The following is a 22,074-nucleotide window of genomic DNA, read 5'->3' on the forward strand; positions in this document are numbered from 1 at the left end:
TTAGATCGCATTACGCAGGCTGAGATTTTCCGGGTGCGGTTGCAGGTAGGCCTGCTGCGCAATGTAGCGGTCCGGGTGTTGACGAAAGTGATGCTTGAGCAGGGTAAGCGGTACCACCAGAGGCACGATGCCTTGGCGGTATTGGCCGATGATGGTTTGCATTTCCTGCTTGTCGTCGACGCTGATCGACGCCTTGAGGTAGCCGCTGATGTGTTGCAGCACATTGGTGTGGGTACCGCGGGTGGCGCACCTTTTAAGGCCCGTCATCAGTTCGCAGAAGTAGCAGGTGGCCAACTCGTCGAGGTTGTCATCCTTGCCCATGGTGCCGAGCAACTGGCCGAGGCTTTTGTAGTGCGCCGGGCTGTGGGCCATCAGCAAGTATTTGTAGCGCGAGTGAAAGGCCAGCAGGCGATGACGCGTCAGGCCATCGGCGAGCAGTTGCTGCCAACTGGCGTAGACGAACACGCGGGTGAGGAAATTTTCTCGCAATACCGGGTCATTCAGACGGCCGTCTTCTTCCACCGGCAAGTTGGGATGGCGCGCGCAGAAGGCCTGGGCGTAGATACCGCGCGCCCCACCATCCACCGGTGCGCCATTCTCACGGTAAACCTTGACCCGCTCCAGGCCACAGGACGGCGATTTCTGCATAAAGATGTAGCCGCACAGGTCGGTATGTTCACGCGCCATCGCCTGCCCGTATTCATCCAGTGGCTGGGTCACGTTGAGTTCGCGGTGGACGGTGCCCACGGCCTGGGGATTATCCGCGTCGCCGACCAGGCGAATGGTTTCGCGGGGGATGCCCAGGCCGATTGCGACTTCAGGGCACAGCGGCACGTAGTCGAAGTAGTCGGCCAGGGTCTGGCTGCACAATAGGGATTGTTTATGCCCGCCGTTGAAACGCACGTTCTCGCCCAGCAGGCAGGCACTGATGCCGATCTTGGGTTTCACGGAATGGGGCATGGGCAAACCTCTGTGAAATTCCTGTACAGGTGAGAATTACTGTACAACTAATTTCATCATAGATTTGATCTTGTACAAGTCAATTATTTTGTACAGGTTTTTTCGCAGGGCTTACTGCCATCCCATTTTCCAGCTATTCGTATTCTGCAATGTTTGCCAGCCAACGCGCTCGGTTCGTCGGGTCATCACCGCCTGCAGCTCGATCTCCAGCACGGTGCCTTCCTCGTCACGAAACAGTTCGGTGACGAGGAAGTGTTTTTCCTTGTTTTTCGGCAAGGTGGCTGTCCATTTCGACAATAGCAATTTGGCTGGGTTGATGCGATTCATTGCAGATGCTCGATCAATCGTCGCGCCGCCTCCTGGCCGCTGAGCCAGGCGCCTTCGACACGCCCCGACAAACACCAGTCGCCGCAGACGAACAGGCCCAGGTCGGCATCGGCCAGCACGCCGAATTCATGACTGCTGGACGGTCGGGCGTAGAGCCAGCGGTGCGCCAGGCTGAATGAGGGCGCGGGCATGGCGCAGTGCAGCAACTCGGCGAAGGCGCCGTGCAAGTGTTCGATCACGGCCTCTTTAGGCAGGTCCAGATGCGCCTTGCTCCAGGTGCTGGTGGCATGCAGCACCCAGGTGTCGACGGTAACGTCACGCCCCGGTTTGCTGCGGTTGCGCGCCAGCCAGTCGAGGGCGCTGTCTTGCACGAAGCAGCCTTCCATCGGTGTATCCAGGGGCGTGTCGAAGGCCAGGGCGATGGCCCAGGTCGGGTCCATTTTTACCCCGGCCACGGCGCTCGCCAGTTTCGGTGCGGCGGCCAGCAGGGTAGTGGCCTGGGGCGCCGGCGTGGCGATGATCACATGGCTGAACGGGCCGTGATGGCCGCCATCGGCGTCGAGCAGGTTCCAGTGCTGGGTGCCCTGGAACACCTCGGTGATGCGGCAACCGAATTCCACCGGCAGGTCATCGAGCAGGGCGCGGGTAATGGCACTCATGCGCGGTGTACCGACCCAGCGGATCTGTTCATCGGGGGAGGGCGTCAGTTGGCCGGACTTGAAGTTGTACAGCTGGGGTTTCCACTGTTGCGCCCAGCCATGGCTTTGCCAGCGCTGCACTTCGTTGACGAAGCGCCTATCACGCGCGGTGAAGTACTGTGCGCCCATGTCCAGGGCACCGGCATCGCTGCGCTTGCTGGACATACGGCCGCCGCTGCCGCGGCTTTTATCGAAGAGTTGTACAACGTGCCCCGCGTCTCGTAACGCTCGGGCGGCGGAGAGACCGGCAATGCCGGTACCGATGATCGCAATGGGGACAGTCATGGGAGGCCTCGTTTTACCGTTGGGTACAGACTACGCCGACACCAATAGCTGTACAATATTGTTTTTTGGTATAAGTTTTGGCGTGCCTGATTGTGTGGCGTGACCTATGGTTAAGCTAAGGCCTGAATGGCCGCCACGCTCGATTATTAAATTGATCCCTGCTTATAAAATAGACCAGTGAGCGGCGGCGAACGTTACATGAGGAGCGTCCCATGCATATTTTGCTGACCGGCGGTACCGGCTTGATCGGCCGTCAACTGTGCCGGCACTGGCTTGCCCAGGGCCATCGCTTGACCGTGTTGAGCCGCAAACCCGATGCCGTTGCGCGGGTCTGCGGCGCGCAAGTGGCGGGTGTCGGGCGCTTGCAGGACGTGATCGGCGGCGTCGATGCGGTGGTCAACCTCGCCGGTGCGCCCATCGCCGACCGTCCCTGGACCCACAAGCGCAAGGCTTTGCTGTGGAGCAGCCGCATCAGCCTGACCGAAAGCCTGCTGGCATGGCTGGAAGGCCTCGAGCAAAAACCGGCGGTGCTGATCTCCGGGTCTGCCGTGGGTTGGTATGGCGACGGCGGCGAGCGCGAACTGACTGAAGCGTGCGGCCCGGTGCAGGACGATTTCCCCAGCCAGTTGTGTATCGCCTGGGAAGAAACCGCCGTGCGGGCCGAGGCCCTGGGCATTCGTGTGGTGCTGGTGCGTACCGGCCTGGTGCTGGCGGCCGAGGGCGGCTTTTTGTCGCGCCTGCTGCTGCCGTTCAAACTGGCGCTGGGCGGGCCGATCGGCAATGGTCGGCAATGGATGCCGTGGGTGCATATCCAGGATCAAATCGCCCTGATTGATTTTCTTCTGCACAAGGCGGACGCCAGCGGTCCTTATAATGCCTGCGCGCCACACCCGGTGCGTAATCGCGAATTTGCCCAGACGTTGGGCCAGGTGCTGCACCGCCCGGCGTTCATGCCGATGCCGGCCTTTGCATTGAGGGTCGGCTTGGGCGAGTTGTCGGGCTTGTTGCTGGGCGGGCAAAAGGCCCTGCCTGAGCGGCTGCTGGCGGCGGGTTTCACTTTCCAGTTCACTGAGTTGCGTGCGGCCCTGGACGACTTGTCCAGCCGCCTCTAGAGATAGGATGTTGCATGACGGATCACGCGTTGTTACTGGTCAACCTGGGCTCACCGGCCTCCACTTCGGTGGCCGATGTGCGCAGCTACCTCAATCAGTTCCTGATGGACCCTTATGTGATCGACTTGCCGTGGCCGGTGCGTCGCTTGCTGGTGTCGCTGATCCTGATCAAGCGCCCCGAGCAGTCGGCGCATGCCTATGCGTCCATCTGGTGGGAGGAGGGCTCGCCGCTGGTGGTCCTCAGCCGTCGCCTGCAGCAGCAGATGATCACGCAATGGACCCAGGGCCCAGTGGAACTGGCGATGCGTTATGGCGAGCCTTCGCTTGAAACGGTGCTGACACGCCTGGCCGCCCAGGGCATTCAGAAAGTGACCCTGGCGCCGCTGTACCCGCAGTTTGCCGACAGCACCGTGACCACGGTGATCGAGGAAGCCAGGCGCGTGGTGCGCGACAAGAAACTCAAGGTGCAATTCTCGATCCTGCAGCCGTTCTACGATCAGCCTGAGTACCTCGATGCCTTGGCGGCGAGTGTGCGGCCGTATGTAGAACAGGATTACGACCACCTGCTGTTGAGTTTCCACGGCTTGCCTGAGCGCCACCTGACCAAGCTCGACCCCACGGGCCAGCATTGCTTCAAAGACGCTGATTGTTGCAGGAACGCGTCCCCGGAGGTGCTTGCCACCTGCTATCGCGCGCAGTGTTTCAGCGTTGCCCGGGATGTGGCCGCGCGTTTGGGGTTGCCGGACGGCAAGTGGTCGGTGGCGTTCCAGTCCCGCCTGGGCCGCGCCAAGTGGATCGAACCCTACACTGAGGCGCGTCTTGAGGCGTTAGCGCAACAAGGCGTGAAGAAACTGCTGGTGATGTGCCCGGCGTTTGTCGCCGATTGCATCGAGACCCTGGAGGAAATCGGTGATCGCGGGCTGGGACAGTTCCGTGAGGCGGGGGGCGAGGAGTTGGTGTTGGTGCCCTGCCTGAATGATGACCCGCAATGGGCTGCGGCGCTCAATACCTTGTGTGAACGGGCGCCTGTTTCACTGTAATTAAGCCGTGCGAATAGCCAAATGTGGGAGGGGGCTTGCTCCCGATAGCAGGGTGTCAGTCTCAGTATTGCTGATTGATACACCGCTATCGGGAGCAAGCCCCCTCCCACATTTAGTACGGCGTTTGCTTAGAGATTTAGGGTCAGGCTGAGCGTGAGGTTGCGCGGCTCACCGGGGTTGACCCAGTAGCTGCTGTAGGACCGTTCGTAATAGTGCTCATCGAACAGGTTGTTGAGGTTCAGGCCCACGGTGACATTTTCCGTCGCCTTGTAATGCGCGAGCAGATCGACGGTGTGGTAGGCGGGCAGTTCGAAACCTGTGCCCGCTTCACCGGAGCGATCACCGACATAGGTAAACGCCGCCCCCAGGTCCGAACCGCGTAACGCGCCGTCCTGGAACTCATACACCCCCAACAGACTGCCGCTGCGCTTGGCCACGCCGAGGATGCGGCTGCCCGCTGGAATGGTGTTATCACCCTTGGTCACTTCGGCGTCGATGTAGGCGAAAGCGCCGATCACGCGGATGGCGTCGGTGACTTGCCCGGTCAGTTGCAGATCGAACCCCTGGCTGCGTGCCTTGCCCATGGCGCGGTTGGTGTTGGTCGACGGGTCCAGGGTCAGCACGTTTTCCTTTTCGATATGAAAGGCGGCGAGGGTGGCGCTGAGGCGGTCGTCGAACAGCTCGGTCTTGACTCCAACTTCATAACCCACGCCCTCTTCGGGTTTGAAGGTTTTGCCAGTGGCGTCCAGGCCACTGTTGGGTTTGAACGAGGTCGAGGCGTTGGCGAACACACCGATTTCGGGCGTGAGCTGGTAAAGCAGGCCGGCGCGCTGGGTGAGTGCGTCGTGGGTTTGCCGGCTGGGTGGGGCGTTACGGGTGAAGTCGTCGACCGTTTGTTCGAAATGCTCAAAGCGCGTGCCAATCATGCCGCGCAGGCGGTCGGTGAAGATGATCTGGTCTTGCAGATTCAATGCGTGGCTTTTGGTTTGCTCGAAGAAGTCGGTGCCGGAGCGTTTGTCGTTGGGTTTGGGCTGGCCGTAGACCGGGTTGTAGAGGTCGATGGGGTAGCTGCCGTCGGTAGAGGTCACGCGTTCCTGCTTGCGGTAGTCCTCGTATTCGGTGCCCACCAGCAGTTCGTGCTGCCAACTGCCGATATCAATCAGGCCACGCAGTTCCAGCTGGGTGATGCTGTCGTGCCAACCCATGGAGCGTTCGCGGTAGCGGCGGTTGAGAGTGTGGCCGTCTGCATTCAGCGCACGGCTTTCCGACGCATCGCCCCATAGGCTGCCTTGTTTGTAGTGGCTGGCCAGGCGCAGTGTCCAGGCGTCGTTGAGGTGATGTTCCAGGGTGGCCTGGATGCGATTGTTGTGGTTGTCGATGTCGCCGTCGTTGGGTTCGCCGAGGAAGGTGGAGCGTGATACCCCAGGGACGTCGACGATGCCGCGATCGAAGGTCGAGCTGTGGCGCACGAATTCGCTTTCCACCAGCAGGCTGGTGTCCGGGTTCAGCTGCCAGCTGAACGAAGGCGCGACGAACACGCGCTTACTCTCGACGTGATCACGGAAGCTGTGGTTGTCTTCCACTGCCAGATTCACCCGTGACAGCACATTGCCCTCGGCGTCCAGCGGTGTGTTGACGTCGAGGGCTGTGCGATAGCGGTCCCAACTGCCGGCACTGGTTTGCAGGGTCGTGAAGGCTTCCGGCTCGGGCTTCTTGGTGACGATATTTACCGTGCCGCCCGGATCACCACGCCCATACAAACTGGCGGCAGGCCCCTTGAGTACTTCGATGCGTTCTATATTCGCGGCATCCGGCGTGCTCGGGTAGCCCCGGTTGGCACTGAAGCCATCCTGATAGAACTCCGAGGTGGTGAAGCCGCGTACGCTGTATTCGTAAAGGGTCAGGCCGCCGAAGTTGTTCTGTTTGGAGACGCCGCCCGCAAACTCTAAAGCGCGTTCCACGCTGGTACTGCCCAGGTCCTTGAGCACCGTGGCGGGGATCACGCTGATCGATTGCGGGATGTCGCGCAGGGCGGTATCGGTCTTGGTGGCACTGGCGGAGCGGGTCGCGCGGTAGCCCTGCACCGGGCCGGTCGCCGACTCATAAGCGCCGGTGGTGACGCTGATGGTGTCCAGTTCCAGGGTGTTTTCTTCGGCGTAGGCGGGGTCGAGCAGCAAGCCTAGGGCCAGGCCGGCCAGGGGCGCAAACTTTTGAGACGGCATGATAGAGCGTTCCAATGTCGGTATTGAAACAATATAACATGTCTAATGAGATAAATTGTTATGTAATATCATCTTGTAAGTGCCCGCGAACGGGCACCTGGGCGATGCCGCTTATTCCTCTTCTTTTACCGGCGCCGTGGCCGGTGGTGGGCGCAGGCCGATTTCCGCCGACAGCTTGATTTCCTTGCCGTTGCGCATCACCTGGATCGCCACCTTGTCGGTCGGCTTGATCCGCGCCACCTGGTTCATCGACTTGCGGCCATCACCGGCCGGAGCGCCGTCGATGCTGAGGATCACGTCGCCCAATTGCAGGCCGGCTTTTTGCGCCGGGCCGTCGCGGAAGATCCCCGCGACTACGATGCCAGGGCGCCCGGTCAGGCCGAACGACTCGGCCAGTTCCTTGGTCAAGGGTTGCACTTCAATGCCCAGCCAGCCGCGAATCACCTGGCCGTGCTCGATGATCGACTTCATCACCTCCATCGCCAGCTTCACCGGGATCGCAAAACCGATGCCCTGGGAACCGCCGGACTTGGAGAAAATCGCCGTGTTGATTCCCGTGAGGTTGCCATTGGCATCCACCAGCGCGCCGCCGGAGTTGCCGGGGTTAATCGCCGCGTCGGTCTGGATGAAATCTTCGTAGCTGTTAAGTCCCAACTGGTTACGCCCGGTGGCGCTGATGATGCCCATGGTCACCGTCTGGCCAACGCCGAACGGGTTGCCGATGGCCAGCGCGACGTCGCCTACGCGCAGGCCATCGGAGCGGCCGAGGGTAATCGAGGGCAGGTTCGTCAGGTCGATTTTCAGTACCGCAAGATCGGTTTCCGGATCGCTGCCCACGACGCGGGCCAGGGTCTCGCGGCCGTCACGCAGGGCTACCACGATCTGGTCGGCGCCGGTGGTCACGTGATTGTTGGTGAGGATGTAGCCTTCGGGGCTCATGATTACCCCGGAACCGAGGCTCGATTCCATGCGGCGTTGCTTGGGCCCGTTGTCACCGAAGTAGCGGCGGAACTGCGGGTCTTCGAACAACGGATGCGCCGGCTTGTTGATGACCTTGGTGGTGTACAGGTTGACCACGGCAGGGGCGGCGATGGTCACGGCGTCCGCATAGGTCACCGGGCCTTGCACCACGGTGCTGGTTTGCGGAGCCTGTTGCAGGTTCACATCAAGGCTGGGCAGGCCAACCCACTGTGGATAACGCTGAATGATCAGCATCGCGATCAGCACGCCAGCCAGCAATGGCCATCCAAAAAAACGCAGCGCCTTGAGCATCAAGTAAGTCCTGACAGGTTGCAGGGGGCGCGGGAGCGCCCATAATGACGCGCATTATACGAGGCTGCGACGCCAGCGAACGGGATATTTAGGAGTCTTTTATGGCCGTCCCCCTTACCACCCTCGTCGAGGAAGCGGACCGCTACCTTGGCAGCTTGAAAATCGCCGATTATTGCCCCAACGGCCTGCAAGTGGAGGGCCGGCCACAGGTGATGCGCATCGTCAGCGGCGTCACCGCCAGCCAAGCCTTGCTGGACGCCGCCGTCGAAGCGCGGGCCGACCTGATCCTGGTGCACCACGGGTATTTCTGGAAGGGCGAAAGCCCCTGCATCACCGGCATGAAGCAACGTCGCCTGAAAACCTTGCTCAAGCATGACATCAGCCTGCTGGCCTACCACCTGCCCCTGGATCTGCACCCTGACGTCGGCAATAACGTGCAGCTTGCCAAGCAACTGGACATTACCGTCGAAGGCCCGCTCGACCCAAGCAACCCCAAGGTCGTCGGCCTGGTCGGCTCGCTCGCCGAGCCGCTGTCGCCGCGCGACTTTGCCCGTCGCGTGCAGGACGTGATGGGCCGAGAGCCGCTGCTGATCGAAGGCAGTGAAATGATCCGCCGCGTCGGCTGGTGCACCGGGGGCGGGCAGGGGTATATCGACCAGGCAGTGGCTGCCGGTGTCGACCTGTACCTGAGCGGCGAAGCCTCGGAGCAGACCTTCCACAGCGCGCGGGAAAACGACATCAGTTTCATCGCCGCCGGCCACCACGCCACCGAGCGCTATGGCGTGCAGGCGTTGGGGGATTACCTGGCACGACGCTTTGCCTTGGAGCATATCTTCATCGATTGCCCGAATCCGATCTAAGCCACACAGCCGAGGCAAATGTGGGAGGGGGCTTGCCCCCGATAGCGGTGGATCAGTAACAGATGGATTGCCTGACATACCGCTATCGGGAGCAAGCCCCCTCCCACACTTGACCGAGTTTCAGGCCAAACTTGGGGGTATATTCATATACCGTTTCGATCTAGTTGGCGCCCTGAATAGAAGCAGGTGCTGTGCTAGCATGCCCCGCTCGAACACGGCCCGCTGGCCGTCCACACGATCGTTTTTCCGTGAGTAGCCATGGTCGACAAACTGACGCATCTGAAACAGCTGGAGGCGGAAAGCATCCATATTATCCGCGAGGTCGCTGCCGAGTTCGATAACCCGGTAATGCTCTACTCGATCGGTAAAGACTCCGCCGTGATGCTGCATCTGGCCCGCAAGGCCTTCTTCCCGGGCAAATTGCCGTTTCCGGTGATGCACGTCGACACCCGCTGGAAATTCCAGGAAATGTACAAGTTCCGCGACAAAATGGTCGAGGAACTGGGCCTGGACCTGATCACCCATATCAACCCCGATGGTGTGGCGCAGAACATCAACCCGTTTACCCACGGCAGCGCCAAGCACACCGACATCATGAAGACCGAAGGCCTCAAGCAGGCCCTGGACAAGCATGGTTTCGACGCAGCCTTCGGCGGCGCCCGTCGCGATGAAGAGAAATCCCGCGCCAAAGAGCGCGTGTACTCATTCCGCGACAGCAAGCACCGCTGGGACCCGAAAAACCAGCGCCCGGAGCTGTGGAACGTCTACAACGGCAACGTCAACAAGGGCGAATCGATCCGGGTATTCCCACTGTCCAACTGGACCGAGCTGGACATCTGGCAGTACATCTACCTGGAAGGCATCCCGATCGTGCCGCTGTACTTCGCCGCCGAGCGCGACGTGATCGAGAAGAACGGCACGTTGATCATGATCGACGACGACCGCATCCTCGAGCACCTGTCCGACGAAGACAAAGCCCGTATCGTCAAAAAGAAAGTCCGTTTCCGCACCCTTGGCTGCTACCCGTTAACGGGCGCGGTGGAGTCCGAAGCCGAAACGCTGACGGACATCATTCAGGAAATGCTCCTGACGCGAACTTCCGAGCGCCAGGGCCGGGTCATCGACCATGATGGCGCCGGCTCCATGGAAGATAAAAAACGTCAGGGTTATTTCTAAGGGGTTGTCATGTCGCACGTATCTGATTTGATCAGCGAGGACATCCTCGCCTACCTGGGCCAGCACGAGCGCAAGGAAATGTTGCGCTTCCTGACCTGCGGCAACGTCGATGACGGCAAGAGCACCCTGATCGGGCGACTGCTGCACGACTCCAAGATGATCTACGAAGATCACCTGGAAGCCATCACCCGCGATTCGAAGAAGTCCGGCACCACCGGTGACGACATCGACCTGGCGCTGCTCGTTGACGGCCTGCAGGCCGAGCGTGAACAGGGCATCACCATCGATGTCGCCTACCGCTACTTTTCCACCGCCAAGCGCAAATTCATCATTGCCGATACCCCAGGCCATGAGCAGTACACCCGCAACATGGCCACCGGCGCGTCCACCTGTGACCTGGCGATTATCCTGATCGACGCGCGCTACGGCGTGCAGACCCAGACCCGTCGCCACAGCTTCATCGCCTCGTTGCTGGGCATCAAACACATCGTGGTGGCCGTCAACAAGATGGACATCAATGGTTTTGACCAGAGCGTATTCGAGTCGATCAAGGCCGATTACCTGAAGTTCGCCGACGGTATCGCGTTCAAGCCGAGCACCCTGGCCTTCGTGCCAATGTCGGCGCTCAAGGGCGACAACGTGGTGAACAAGAGCGAGCGTTCGCCGTGGTACACCGGGCAGTCGCTGATGGAGATTCTCGAGACCGTCGAGATCGCCAACGACCGCAACTACACCGACCTGCGTTTCCCGGTGCAGTACGTCAACCGGCCGAACCTGAACTTCCGTGGTTTCGCCGGCACCCTGGCCAGCGGCATCGTGCACAAGGGCGACGACGTCGTGGTGCTGCCGTCGGGCAAGAGCAGCCGCGTCAAATCCATCGTCACCTTCGAGGGCGAGCTGGAACAGGCGGGCCCGGGCCAGGCCGTGACCCTGACCATGGAAGACGAGATCGACATCTCTCGTGGCGACCTGCTGGTGCATGCCGACAACGTGCCGCAAGTGACCGACGCCTTTGACGCCATGCTGGTGTGGATGGCCGAAGAACCGATGCTGCCGGGCAAGAAGTACGACATCAAGCGCGCCACCAGCTATGTGCCAGGCTCCATCACCAGCATTGTGCACCGCGTGGACGTGAACACCCTGGCCGAAGGCCCGGCGAGTTCGCTGCAGTTGAACGAGATTGGCCGGGTCAAGGTCAGCCTTGACGCGGCTATTGCGTTGGACGGTTATGACAGCAACCGCACCACCGGCGCGTTTATCGTCATCGACCGCTTGACCAACGGCACCGTGGCCGCCGGCATGATCATCGCACCGCCAGTCAGCCATGGCAGCGCGGCGCAGCACGGCAAGTTGGCCCATGTAGCTACCGAAGAACGCGCCCTGCGTTTCGGCCAGCAACCGGCCACCGTGCTGTTCAGCGGCCTGTCCGGCGCCGGCAAGAGCACCTTGGCGTATGCGGTCGAGCGCAGGCTGTTCGACATGGGGCGTGCGGTGTTCGTGCTGGACGGCCAGAACTTGCGTCACGACCTCAACAAAGGTCTGCCGCAGGACCGCGCCGGGCGTACCGAGAACTGGCGCCGTGCCGCTCACGTGGCGCGCCAGTTCAACGAAGCCGGCCTGCTGACCCTGGCCGCGTTCGTCGCCCCGGATGCCGAAGGCCGCGAACAGGCCAAGGTGCTGATCGGCAGCGACCGTTTGCTGACCGTGTACGTGCAGGCGTCGCCGCTGGTGTGTGCCGAGCGTGATCCGCAAGGGCTGTACGCCGCCGGTGGGGATAACATCCCGGGTGAGTCGTTCCCGTATGACGTGCCGTTGAATGCTGATCTGGTGATCGACACCCAGGCGTTGTCGCTGGAAGACAGCGTCAAGCAAGTGCTGGAGTTGTTGCGCCAGCGCGGCGCGATCTAAGCCGCGCCGCAATCAAATGTGGGAGGGGGCTTGCCCCCGATGGCGGTGTGTCAGTCAGTACATCTGTCACTGATCCACCGCTATCGGGGGCAAGCCCCCTCCCACATTTTGATCAGTTGCGGTCTGGGAAATCGGTGTGCAGCTTGTCCAGCAGCGCATCCTTCTCTTCCCACAACCGGTTGATCCAGCCCTGGAACGCCAACCGATATTCCCCATCCTGCTCATAATTCTTGCCGATAAACTCGACCGGAATCTGCACCTCTTCAAACTGCACCACCACATCCTTCACATTCCCGCACAGCAAATCCCAATAACCAGGACGCCCGCCAGGATAGTGAATGGTCACGTTGACCAGCGACTTCAGCTGTTCTCCCATCGCATCCAGCACAAACGCGATACCACCCGCCTTGGGTTTAAGCAGGTGACGAAACGGCGAGTTCTGCTGTGCGTGCTTGCCCGGCGTAAACCGTGTGCCCTCGGCAAAGTTGAAGATGCCCACCGGGTTGTTGCGAAACTTCGCACAGGTCTTGCGGGTGGTTTCCAGGTCCTTGCCTTTCTTTTCCGGGTGTTTTTCCAGATACGCCTTGCTATAGCGCTTCATGAACGGAAAGCCCAGCGCCCACCACGCCAAACCAATCACCGGCACCCAGATCAGCTCCTGCTTGAGGAAAAACTTCAGCGGGCGAATGCGTCGATTGAGCACGTATTGCAGCACCATGATGTCGACCCAGCTCTGGTGGTTGCTGGTGACCAGGTACGAGTGCTGATAATCCAGGCCTTCAAGGCCGCTCAGGTGCCAGCGGGTGCGGCATACCAGGTTCATCCAGGCCTTGTTGTTGCTGACCCAGGCTTCGTGCGTGTGGTTCATCAAGCCTTCGCTCAAGCGCTTGGCGAAGGGCAGGGCCTTGAACAGCGCCACGATAAACAGGAACGAGCACAGCAGGATCGTGTTCAGCGCCAACAGCAGCGAGGCGATCACCCCGCGTACGGCGGCAGGTAGAAAATCCAGCATTTAGATATCCATAGGTCGGTTGGCGGCTTGGATCGCGGTCAGGGCGATGGTGTACACGATGTCGTCCACCTGGGCGCCGCGCGGCAGGTCGTTGACCGGTTTGCGCAGGCCCTGGAGCATCGGCCCCAGGCTTACGCAATCGGCGCTGCGTTGCACGGCTTTGTAGGTGGTGTTGCCGGTATTGAGGTCGGGGAACACGAACACCGTGGCCTTGCCGGCGACCTGACTGTTAGGCGCCAGTTGCCGGGCCACGCTTTCATTGGCGGCGGCGTCGTATTGCAGCGGGCCGTCGATCAGCAACGAGCTCTGTTGTTCGTGGGCGAGCAGGGTGGCTTCGCGGACTTTTTCCACTTCCTCACCGCTGGCCGAGTCGCCGCTTGAATAGCTGATCATCGCCACGCGCGGGACAATGCCGAATGCCGCCGCCGAGTCGGCGCTCTGCAGAGCGATTTCCGCCAGCTCCGCAGCGCTTGGGTGCGGGTTCATCACGCAGTCGCCATACACCAGCACCTGCTCGGGGAACAGCATGAAGAACACCGACGATACCAGGGTGCAGCCCGGCGCCGTCTTGATCAGCTGCAGGGCCGGGCGGATGGTGTTGGCGGTGGAGTGGATCACCCCGGACACCAGGCCGTCCACCTCGTCGAGGGCGAGCATCATGGTGGCGATCACCACGGTGTCTTCCAATTGCTGCTCGGCCATTGGCGCGTTCAGGCTCTTGCTCTTGCGCAGTGCAACCATCGGTTCGACGTAGCGCTGGCGGATCAGGTCCGGGTCAAGTATCTCCAGGCCTTCCGGCAGTTCGATGCCCTGAGCCCGCGCCACCGCTTCCACGTCCGCCGGCTTGGCCAGCAGCACACAGCGGGCGATGCCGCGGGCCTGGCAGATCGCGGCGGCCTGCACGGTCAGCGGCTCGCTGCCTTCGGGCAGCACGATGCGCTTGTTGGCGGCCTGGGCGCGCTGGATCAACTGGTAGCGAAACACCGCCGGTGACAAGCGCATCTCCCGTGGGGTGCCGCAGCGTTGGTGCAGCCAGCGCGCATCGAGGTGGCTGGCGACGAAGTCGGTGATGATCTCCGCGCGCTCGCGGTCATCGATGGGGATTTCCTTGTTGAGGCTGTTGAGCTGGTTGGCGGTGTCGTAGGAACCGGTGCTCACCGACAGTACCGGCAACCCGGCCTGGAACGCGCCACGGCACAAATCCATGATGCGCGGGTCGGGCAGGGTGTCGCTGGTCAGCAACAGGCCGGCCAGCGGTACGCCGTTGATCGCGGCCAGGCTGACGGCGAGGATGATGTCGTCGCGATCGCCCGGCGTCACCACCAGCACGCCGGGCTTGAGCAGCTCCACGGTGTTGCGCATGGTGCGCGCGCAGATGATGATCTTGGTCATGCGCCGGGTTTCATAGTCGCCGGCGTTGAGGATCTGCGCGCCCATCAGGTCGGCCACGTCGCGGGTACGTGGCGCGTTGAGTTCGGGCTGGTAGGGAATGCAGCCGAGCAGGCGGAAATCACCGCTGCGCAATAACGGCGAGTGCTCTTTGAGACGCGCCGAGAAGGCCTCCATGCTTTCGTCGGTGCGCACCTTGTTGAGGATCACGCCCAGCACTTTCGGGTCTTTCGGGCCGCCGAACAATTGGGCCTGCAGTTCCACGCGGCCGGACAGTTCGGTGAGCACTTCGTTTTCCGGGGCCGAGACCAGGATCACTTCTGCATCCAGGCTTTTGGCCAGGTGCAGGTTGACCCGTGCCGCATAGCTGGCGCTGCGGGTCGGCACCATGCCTTCTACGATCAGCACGTCCTTGCCCACGGCGGCTTGCTGGTAAAGCGTGATGATTTCTTCGAGCAACTCATCGAGCTGGCCGTCGCCGAGCATGCGCTCAACATGGGCCAGGCCCAGGGGTTGCGGCGGCTTCAGGCCGTGGGTGCGCGCCACCAGTTCGGTAGAACGCTCGGGGCCGGTATCGCCAGGGTGTGGCTGGGCAATCGGTTTGAAGAAACCGACTTTCAGCCCGGCCCGTTCCAGGGTGCGCACCAGCCCAAGGCTGATGGAGGTCAGACCCACACCAAAATCGGTGGGCGCGATAAAAAAAGTCTGCATGCGAATTCTCTGGAGGTGCATGGCTGGGGTGGCACTCTATGCGTGAGTGCCTACCGCGAATCAGGCGCCAAGGTTATCGTTATTCGGGGTGTTGCGCACACCAGCCGCACGCAAAGGGCTGGCCGATTTTTTCAAGGCGCTGCGCGGGGTCGAGCACCCAGGCGCGCGACTGCCATGGCGGCTGGTGGCGCAGATGCTGGGTGTGGCCGCAGGTCAGCTCGACGACCCAGTGCAGGTCGTCGTCCTGGTGGAATCCGCTGATCGTCGAGACCGTTGGTCGGCCCCGTCTGTCCGGGTTCTGTTCGCTTTCGGGCAAATCCTTGTTTAGACTTGTCCGTTCTTCATTCTTATGCAAAAGGTCTCGCCCCATGACGATCGCCGCTAACAAGGCTGTCTCCATCGACTATACCCTGACCAACGACGCTGGTGAGGTCATCGACAGCTCCGCCGGCGGCGCGCCGCTGGTCTACCTGCAAGGCGCGGGTAACATTATCCCAGGCCTGGAAAAGGCTCTGGAAGGCAAGGCAGTTGGTGATGAACTGACCGTTGCCGTAGAACCTGAGGATGCCTACGGCGAATACTCCGCCGAACTGGTCAGCACCTTGAGCCGCAGCATGTTCGAAGGTGTTGATGAGCTGGAAGTGGGCATGCAGTTCCACGCTTCCGCCCCGGACGGCCAAATGCAGATCGTGACCATCCGCGACCTGGACGGTGACGACGTGACCGTTGACGGTAACCACCCGCTGGCTGGTCAGCGCCTGAACTTCCAAGTGAAGATCGTTGCCATCCGCGACGCTTCCCAGGAAGAAGTGGCTCATGGTCACGTCCACGGTGAAGGCGGTCATCACCATTGATTGTGGTTTGATCAAGCGGTAGCAAAAACGCCCCGACTGGTTCGGGGCGTTTTTTTATCTGAAATTCACCGCGATCCAAATGTGGGAGGGGGGCTTGCTCCCGATAGCTGAGTGTCAGCCACTGCATCTGGTTACTGGTCCACTGCAATCGGGGGCAAGCCCCCTCCCACATTTGGATGTTTAGATTCCAGAAAACAAAAATGCCCCGCACCTTTCGGTACGGGGCATTTCTTAACTGTTTCGCAACCTGGGCTGCGTAGCAGTTGTTACCACTTAGGCTGCAGCAGGAACGCTCAGAGCCTTGATGTGGCCATTCAGGCGGCTCTTATGACGAGCGGCCTTGTTCTTGTGGATGATGCCTTTATCGGCCATACGGTCGATAACTGGCACGGCCAGAACGTAAGCAGCTTGAGCTTTTTCAGCGTCTTTGGTGTCGATGGCTTTAACTACATTCTTGATGTAGGTACGAACCATGGAACGCAGGCTGGCGTTGTGGCTGCGACGCTTCTCAGCCTGTTTTGCACGTTTTTTGGCGGAAGGTGTGTTGGCCACCGTCGAGCTCCTCGAAAGACTTTTTAGGAAATAGCAAACAAAATAGGCCGCGAATCATGCCGATGACTTGATGGGTTGTCAAGGGCGGCTGATGCGAACTGCTGAGTGGTCGATCTGAAGAGGCGGGTGATTTATTTCCGGCGCTTGACCTGTAAACTCGCGAGCTTTGGCTCTGTGCTGTTGCAGGCGCGCAGTATCGCATAAGTAGGCGCTTTGTTCGCCTGCTCTTTATCTATAGGCGCAAACTCTTTCAATGAATCTGCTCAAATCGTTGGCTGCCGTCAGCTCTATCACGATGATCTCCCGGGTTTTGGGGTTTGTGCGTGACACCCTGCTGGCGCGCATTTTTGGCGCCAGTATGGCCACGGATGCCTTCTTTATTGCCTTTAAATTGCCCAACCTGCTGCGCAGAATCTTCGCCGAAGGCGCGTTCTCCCAGGCCTTCGTGCCGATCCTGGCCGAATACAAGACTCAGCAGGGCGAGGAGGCAACCCGCACGTTCATTGCTTACGTTTCGGGCCTGCTGACCCTGGTGCTGATGCTGGTGACCCTGGTCGGCATACTCGCCGCGCCCTGGGTGATCTGGGCCACGGCGCCGGGCTTTGCCAACACCCCGGAAAAGTTCGCGCTGACCACCGACCTGCTGCGCGTGACCTTTCCTTATATAGTGCTGATCTCGCTGTCATCCCTCGCCGGGGCAATCCTCAATACCTGGAACCGTTTCTCGGTGCCGGCCTTCGTGCCGACGCTGCTCAACGTCAGCATGATTATCTTCGCGCTGTTCCTCACGCCGTACTTCGACCCACCGGTGATGGCCCTCGGCTGGGCAGTCCTGGCCGGCGGCCTGGCGCAATTGCTCTACCAACTGCCGCATCTGAAAAAAATCGGCATGCTCGTGCTGCCGCGCCTGAACCTCAAGGACACCGGCGTCTGGCGCGTGATGCGCAATATGTTGCCAGCAATCCTCGGGGTGTCGGTCAGTCAGATTTCCCTGATCATCAATACGGCGTTCGCTTCGCTGCTGGTGTCCGGTTCGGTGTCGTGGATGTATTACGCCGACCGCTTGATGGAATTGCCGTCCGGCGTACTCGGGGTGGCCCTTGGGACGATCCTGCTGCCGACGCTGGCGCGCACCTACGCAAGCAAGGACCGCCAGGAGTATTCGCGCATTCTCGACTGGGGCCTGCGCCTGTGCTTCCTGCTGGTGTTGCCCTGCGCCTTGGCCTTGGGAATCCTGGCTGAGCCCTTGACGGTCTCGCTGTTTCAATACGGCCAGTTCGACGCCCATGACGCCTTGATGACCCAGCACGCGCTGGTGGCTTACTCCGTCGGCTTGCTCGGTATTATCGTGATCAAGGTGCTGGCGCCGGGCTTCTATGCCCAGCAAAACATCCGCACGCCGGTAAAGATCGCGATTTTCACGCTGATCGTCACGCAACTGCTCAACCTGGTATTTATCGGCCCGCTGGCCCATGCCGGCCTGGCGTTGGCGATCAGCGCCGGTGCGTGCATCAATGCCGGCCTGCTGTTTTATCAACTGCGCAAACAACAGATGTACCAGCCGCAGCCAGGCTGGGGAGTGTTCACCCTCAAGCTGCTCGTGGCGGTCGCCGCGATGTCCGCCGTGTTGCTGGGCCTGATGCATGTCATGCCGGCCTGGGACCAGGGCCATATGCTGGAGCGCTTCATGCGCCTTGGCGTGCTGGTGGTGGCGGGCGTGGTGGTGTACTTCGGGATGTTGCTGCTGCAGGGTTTCCGCCTGCGCGATTTCAATCGCAAGTCCCTGGGGTAGAGAGTTTGTCGCGATAAAACGGCTGTTTTATCGAATCGATCCATTTGGCCTGTGCTGTTGCCTGTCGTCCGGGGCCGGGTGTGGTTATAATCGACCACTTTATGAGCAAGAAGCGCGTTATGCAGCTGGTTCGAGGTCTCCACAACCTGCGCCCCGAGCATCGGGGCTGCGTCGCCACTATTGGCAACTTTGACGGTGTTCACCGTGGTCACCAGGCTATCCTGGCCAGGCTGCGCGAGCGTGCGGTCGAGTTGGGCGTGCCCAGCTGCGTGGTGATTTTCGAGCCGCAGCCGCGGGAATATTTCACTCCCGAGACCGCGCCAGCCCGTCTGGCCCGCCTGCGCGACAAGCTGCAACTGCTGGCTGAAGAAGGCGTCGACCGTGTGCTCTGCCTGGCCTTCAACCAGCGTTTGCAAAGCCTGAGCGCTGCCGAGTTCGTCGACCGCATCCTCGTCGATGGCCTGGGCGTGCAGCATTTGGAAGTCGGCGACGACTTCCGTTTTGGTTGCGACCGCGTCGGAGATTTCGATTTCCTGCAACACGCCGGCGTCAACCAGGGGTTTACCGTCGAAGCCGCGCAAACCGTCGAACTGGACGGCCTGCGCGTGAGCAGTACCCAGGTGCGTAACGCCCTGGCCGCTGCCGACTTCGCCTTGGCCGAGCGTTTGCTCGGTCGCCCGTTCCGCATCGCCGGGCGGGTATTGCACGGCCAGAAGCTGGCGCGCCAACTGGGCACGCCAACCGCCAACGTGCAACTCAAGCGCCGTCGTGTGCCACTCACCGGGGTTTACCTGGTGAGCGTCGACATCGATGGCCAATCGTGGCCGGGAGTCGCCAACATAGGCGTCAGGCCCACGGTTGCAGGTGATGGCAAGGCCCACCTGGAAGTTCACCTTCTGGATTTTGCCGGTGATTTATACGACCGGCGTTTAACGGTGGTTTTCCACCAGAAGCTGCGTGAAGAGCAGCGTTTCGCCTCCCTTGAGGCGTTGAAAACGGCGATCAATGCGGATGTCGCCGCCGCCCGTGCACTAGCCGCACCTAGCGCCCATCGCTAACCGAAGAGCCTTAAATGACCGACTATAAAGCCACGCTAAACCTTCCGGACACCGCCTTCCCAATGAAGGCCGGCCTGCCACAGCGCGAACCGCAGATCCTGCAGCGCTGGGACAGTATTGGCCTGTACGGAAAGTTGCGCGAAATTGGCAAGGATCGTCCGAAATTCGTCCTGCACGACGGCCCTCCTTATGCCAACGGCACGATTCACATCGGTCATGCGCTGAACAAGATTCTCAAGGACATGATCCTGCGCTCGAAAACCCTGTCGGGCTTCGACGCACCGTATGTCCCGGGTTGGGACTGCCACGGCCTGCCGATCGAACACAAAGTCGAAGTGACCTACGGCAAGAACCTGGGCGCGGATAAAACCCGTGAACTATGCCGTGCCTACGCCACCGAGCAGATCGAAGGGCAGAAGTCCGAGTTCATCCGTCTGGGTGTGCTGGCCGAGTGGGACAACCCGTACAAAACCATGAACTTCAAGAACGAGGCCGGTGAAATCCGCGCCTTGGCCGAAATCGTCAAGGGCGGTTTCGTGTTCAAGGGCCTCAAGCCCGTGAACTGGTGCTTCGACTGTGGCTCGGCCCTGGCCGAAGCAGAAGTCGAGTACGAGGAAAAGAAATCCTCGACCATCGACGTGGCCTTCCCGATCGCCGACGACGCCAAGCTGGCCGAGGCCTTTGGCCTGGCATCGCTGGCCAAGCCCGCTGCCATCGTGATCTGGACCACCACGCCATGGACCATCCCCGCCAACCAGGCACTGAACGTGCACCCGGAGTTCACCTACGCGCTGGTCGATGTTGGCGATCGCCTGTTGGTGCTGGCCGAAGAAATGGTCGAGTCGTGCCTGGCGCGCTACGAGCTGCAAGGTTCGGTGATCGCCACTACCACCGGCTCCGCGCTGGAATTGATCAACTTCCGTCATCCGTTCTATGACCGCCTGTCGCCGGTATATATGGCTGACTACGTCGAGCTGGGTTCGGGCACGGGCATCGTTCACTGCTCGCCTGCCTATGGCGTGGACGACTTCGTGACCTGCAAGAAGTACGGCATGGTCAACGACGACATCATCAACCCGGTACAGAGCAACGGCGTGTATGTGCCGTCGCTGGAATTCTTCGGCGGGCAGTTCGTCTTCAAGGCCGACCAGCCGATCATCGACAAGCTGCGTGAAGTCGGCGCGCTGATGCAGGCCGACACCATCAAGCACAGCTACATGCACTGCTGGCGCCACAAGACCCCGTTGATCTACCGCGCCACCGCGCAGTGGTTTATCGGCATGGACAAAGAGCCGGCCAGCGGCGAAACCCTGCGCATACGCTCGCTCAAAGCCATTGAAGACACTCAGTTCGTCCCGGCCTGGGGCCAGGCGCGCCTGCACTCGATGATCGCCAACCGTCCGGACTGGTGCATCTCCCGCCAGCGTAACTGGGGCGTGCCGATCCCGTTCTTCCTGAACAAGGAAAGCGGCGAACTGCACCCGCGCACCGTCGAACTGATGGAAGAAGTGGCCCAGCGCATTGAACAGGAAGGCATCGAAGCCTGGTTCAAGCTGGACGCCGCCGAGCTGCTGGGCGATGAAGCGCCGCAGTACGACAAGATCAGCGACACCCTCGACGTGTGGTTCGACTCCGGTACCACCCACTGGCACGTATTGCGCGGCTCGCACCCGATGGGCCACGACAGCGGCCCGCGTGCCGACCTTTACCTGGAAGGTTCCGACCAGCACCGTGGCTGGTTCCACTCGTCGCTGCTGACTGGCTGCGCCATCGACGGCCATGCGCCGTACCGCGAACTGCTGACCCACGGCTTCACCGTCGACGAAAACGGTCGCAAGATGTCCAAGTCGCTGAAGAACGTGATCGAGCCGAAAAAGATCAACGACACCCTGGGCGCCGACATCATGCGCCTGTGGGTAGCGTCGACCGATTACTCGGGCGAAATCGCCGTGTCGGACCAGATCCTGGCCCGCAGCGCCGATGCCTACCGTCGCATCCGTAATACCGCACGCTTCCTGCTGTCGAACCTGACCGGCTTCAACCCGGCCACCGACCTGCTGCCGGCCGAAGACATGCTCGCCCTCGACCGTTGGGCCGTGGACCGTACCCTGTTGTTGCAACGCGAGTTGCAGGAGCATTACGGCGAGTACCGCTTCTGGAACGTCTATTCGAAGATCCACAACTTCTGCGTGCAGGAGCTGGGTGGGTTCTACCTCGACATCATCAAGGATCGCCAGTACACCACCGGCGCCAACAGCAAGGCGCGCCGCTCGGCGCAGACCGCGCTCTACCATATCAGCGAAGCGCTGGTGCGCTGGATCGCACCGATCCTGGCGTTCACCGCCGACGAACTGTGGGAATACCTGCCGGGCGAGCGTAACGAGTCCGTCATGCTCAATACCTGGTACGAAGGCCTGACCGAACTGCCGGCCGACTTCGAACTGGGTCGCGCGTACTGGGAAGGCGTGATGGCCGTGAAGGTTGCGGTGAACAAGGAGCTGGAAGTGCAGCGCGCGGCCAAGGCCGTGGGGGGCAACCTGCAAGCCGAAGTCACCCTGTTTGCCGAGGACGGCCTGACCGCCGACCTGGCCAAGCTGAGCAACGAACTGCGCTTTGTGTTGATCACCTCCACCGCCAGCCTGGCGCCATTCGCCCAGGCTCCGGCAGACGCCGTGGCGACTGATGTACCGGGCCTGAAGCTCAAAGTGGTCAAGTCGGCATTCCCTAAATGCGCGCGTTGCTGGCACTGCCGTGAAGATGTCGGCGTGAACCCGGAGCATCCGGAAATCTGCGGTCGTTGCGTGGATAACATCAGCGGTGAAGGCGAGGTTCGCCACTATGCCTAG

Annotated in this window: 18 protein-coding genes; 9 read left to right on the forward strand and 9 right to left on the reverse strand. The window is 61.0% G+C overall.

Annotated elements, in window-relative coordinates:
- From C4J91_RS03720 to C4J91_RS03730, 3 genes are all read right to left on the reverse strand, one after another.
- Positions 1-960, reverse strand: a complete 960-nt coding sequence (locus tag C4J91_RS03720; protein ID WP_124361212.1) for a DUF523 and DUF1722 domain-containing protein — start codon at positions 958-960, stop codon at positions 1-3.
- Positions 961-1,071: 111 nt separating this feature from the next.
- Positions 1,072-1,287, reverse strand: coding sequence for a TIGR02450 family Trp-rich protein (locus C4J91_RS03725; RefSeq protein WP_124361213.1), 216 nt, complete (start codon positions 1,285-1,287; stop codon positions 1,072-1,074).
- Positions 1,284-2,270, reverse strand: coding sequence for an NAD(P)/FAD-dependent oxidoreductase (locus tag C4J91_RS03730; protein WP_124361214.1), 987 nt, complete (start codon positions 2,268-2,270; stop codon positions 1,284-1,286). The genes C4J91_RS03725 and C4J91_RS03730 overlap by 4 nt, the downstream gene beginning before the upstream one ends.
- 212 nt (positions 2,271-2,482) lie before the next feature.
- On the opposite strand from C4J91_RS03730, the gene C4J91_RS03735 reads away from it, so the two are divergent.
- Positions 2,483-3,382, forward strand: coding sequence for a TIGR01777 family oxidoreductase (locus C4J91_RS03735; RefSeq protein ID WP_124361215.1), 900 nt, complete (start codon positions 2,483-2,485; stop codon positions 3,380-3,382).
- A 14-nt stretch (positions 3,383-3,396) separates the two neighbouring features.
- Positions 3,397-4,422: a ferrochelatase gene (gene hemH, locus C4J91_RS03740; protein WP_124361216.1), complete on the forward strand. Its 1,026-nt coding sequence runs from the start codon at positions 3,397-3,399 to the stop codon at positions 4,420-4,422.
- Between the two features lie 128 nt (positions 4,423-4,550).
- On the opposite strand, the gene C4J91_RS03745 is transcribed toward hemH, so the two are convergent.
- Together C4J91_RS03745 and algW are read right to left on the reverse strand one after the other, a co-directional pair.
- On the reverse strand, positions 4,551-6,644 hold the full coding sequence (locus C4J91_RS03745; protein ID WP_124361217.1) for a TonB-dependent siderophore receptor: 2,094 nt from the start codon (positions 6,642-6,644) through the stop codon (positions 4,551-4,553).
- Between the two features lie 111 nt (positions 6,645-6,755).
- Complete coding sequence (gene algW / locus C4J91_RS03750) at positions 6,756-7,916, reverse strand: Do family serine endopeptidase AlgW (protein ID WP_124361218.1); 1,161 nt, start codon at positions 7,914-7,916, stop codon at positions 6,756-6,758.
- Between the two features lie 101 nt (positions 7,917-8,017).
- On the opposite strand from algW, the gene C4J91_RS03755 reads away from it, so the two are divergent.
- The 3 genes from C4J91_RS03755 (at position 8,018) to cysN (ending at position 11,860) form a co-directional block, all read left to right on the forward strand.
- On the forward strand, positions 8,018-8,776 hold the full coding sequence (locus C4J91_RS03755) for a Nif3-like dinuclear metal center hexameric protein (RefSeq protein WP_124361219.1): 759 nt from the start codon (positions 8,018-8,020) through the stop codon (positions 8,774-8,776).
- A gap of 258 nt (positions 8,777-9,034) precedes the next feature.
- Positions 9,035-9,952 carry a sulfate adenylyltransferase subunit CysD gene (gene cysD / locus C4J91_RS03760; protein WP_003171640.1) on the forward strand — a complete coding sequence of 306 codons (918 nt, stop codon included), beginning with the start codon at positions 9,035-9,037 and terminating at the stop codon, positions 9,950-9,952.
- A 9-nt stretch (positions 9,953-9,961) separates the two neighbouring features.
- Positions 9,962-11,860 (forward strand): sulfate adenylyltransferase subunit CysN, encoded by a 1,899-nt coding sequence (gene cysN, locus C4J91_RS03765; protein WP_124361220.1) that lies wholly within the window; start codon positions 9,962-9,964, stop codon positions 11,858-11,860.
- Between the two features lie 112 nt (positions 11,861-11,972).
- Here cysN and C4J91_RS03770 read toward each other — a convergent pair whose 3' ends face one another.
- The 3 genes from C4J91_RS03770 to C4J91_RS03780 all read right to left on the reverse strand — a co-directional run bounded on the left by C4J91_RS03770 (position 11,973) and on the right by C4J91_RS03780 (position 15,342).
- Positions 11,973-12,872 carry an acyltransferase gene (locus C4J91_RS03770; RefSeq protein WP_124361221.1) on the reverse strand — a complete coding sequence of 300 codons (900 nt, stop codon included), beginning with the start codon at positions 12,870-12,872 and terminating at the stop codon, positions 11,973-11,975.
- Positions 12,873-14,972, reverse strand: coding sequence for a phosphate acetyltransferase (gene pta / locus C4J91_RS03775; protein WP_124361222.1), 2,100 nt, complete (start codon positions 14,970-14,972; stop codon positions 12,873-12,875). It lies immediately after the preceding gene.
- 79 nt (positions 14,973-15,051) lie between these two features.
- On the reverse strand, positions 15,052-15,342 hold the full coding sequence (locus C4J91_RS03780; protein ID WP_164484577.1) for a DUF3565 domain-containing protein: 291 nt from the start codon (positions 15,340-15,342) through the stop codon (positions 15,052-15,054).
- Here C4J91_RS03780 and C4J91_RS03785 point away from each other — a divergent pair.
- Positions 15,341-15,826 (forward strand): peptidylprolyl isomerase, encoded by a 486-nt coding sequence (locus tag C4J91_RS03785; protein WP_003171645.1) that lies wholly within the window; start codon positions 15,341-15,343, stop codon positions 15,824-15,826. The two genes, C4J91_RS03780 and C4J91_RS03785, sit on opposite strands and share 2 nt — an antisense overlap.
- A 273-nt stretch (positions 15,827-16,099) precedes the next feature.
- Here the strand turns inward: C4J91_RS03785 and rpsT are convergent, their stop codons facing one another.
- A complete protein-coding gene (gene rpsT / locus C4J91_RS03790; RefSeq protein ID WP_003188401.1) occupies positions 16,100-16,378 on the reverse strand; it encodes a 30S ribosomal protein S20 in 279 nt (92 codons plus the stop codon).
- Positions 16,379-16,631: 253 nt separating this feature from the next.
- On the opposite strand from rpsT, the gene murJ reads away from it, so the two are divergent.
- From murJ to ileS, 3 genes are all read left to right on the forward strand, one after another.
- Positions 16,632-18,170 (forward strand): murein biosynthesis integral membrane protein MurJ, encoded by a 1,539-nt coding sequence (gene murJ / locus C4J91_RS03795; RefSeq protein WP_124361224.1) that lies wholly within the window; start codon positions 16,632-16,634, stop codon positions 18,168-18,170.
- A 119-nt stretch (positions 18,171-18,289) separates the two neighbouring features.
- Entirely contained in the window at positions 18,290-19,228 is a 939-nt protein-coding gene (gene ribF / locus C4J91_RS03800; protein ID WP_010213269.1) for a bifunctional riboflavin kinase/FAD synthetase, read from the forward strand.
- Positions 19,229-19,242: 14 nt separating this feature from the next.
- Complete coding sequence (gene ileS, locus C4J91_RS03805; RefSeq protein WP_124361225.1) at positions 19,243-22,074, forward strand: isoleucine--tRNA ligase; 2,832 nt, start codon at positions 19,243-19,245, stop codon at positions 22,072-22,074.

Source organism: Pseudomonas sp. R3-52-08 (assembly GCF_003851745.1).
In the GTDB taxonomy this organism is placed as follows: domain Bacteria; phylum Pseudomonadota; class Gammaproteobacteria; order Pseudomonadales; family Pseudomonadaceae; genus Aquipseudomonas.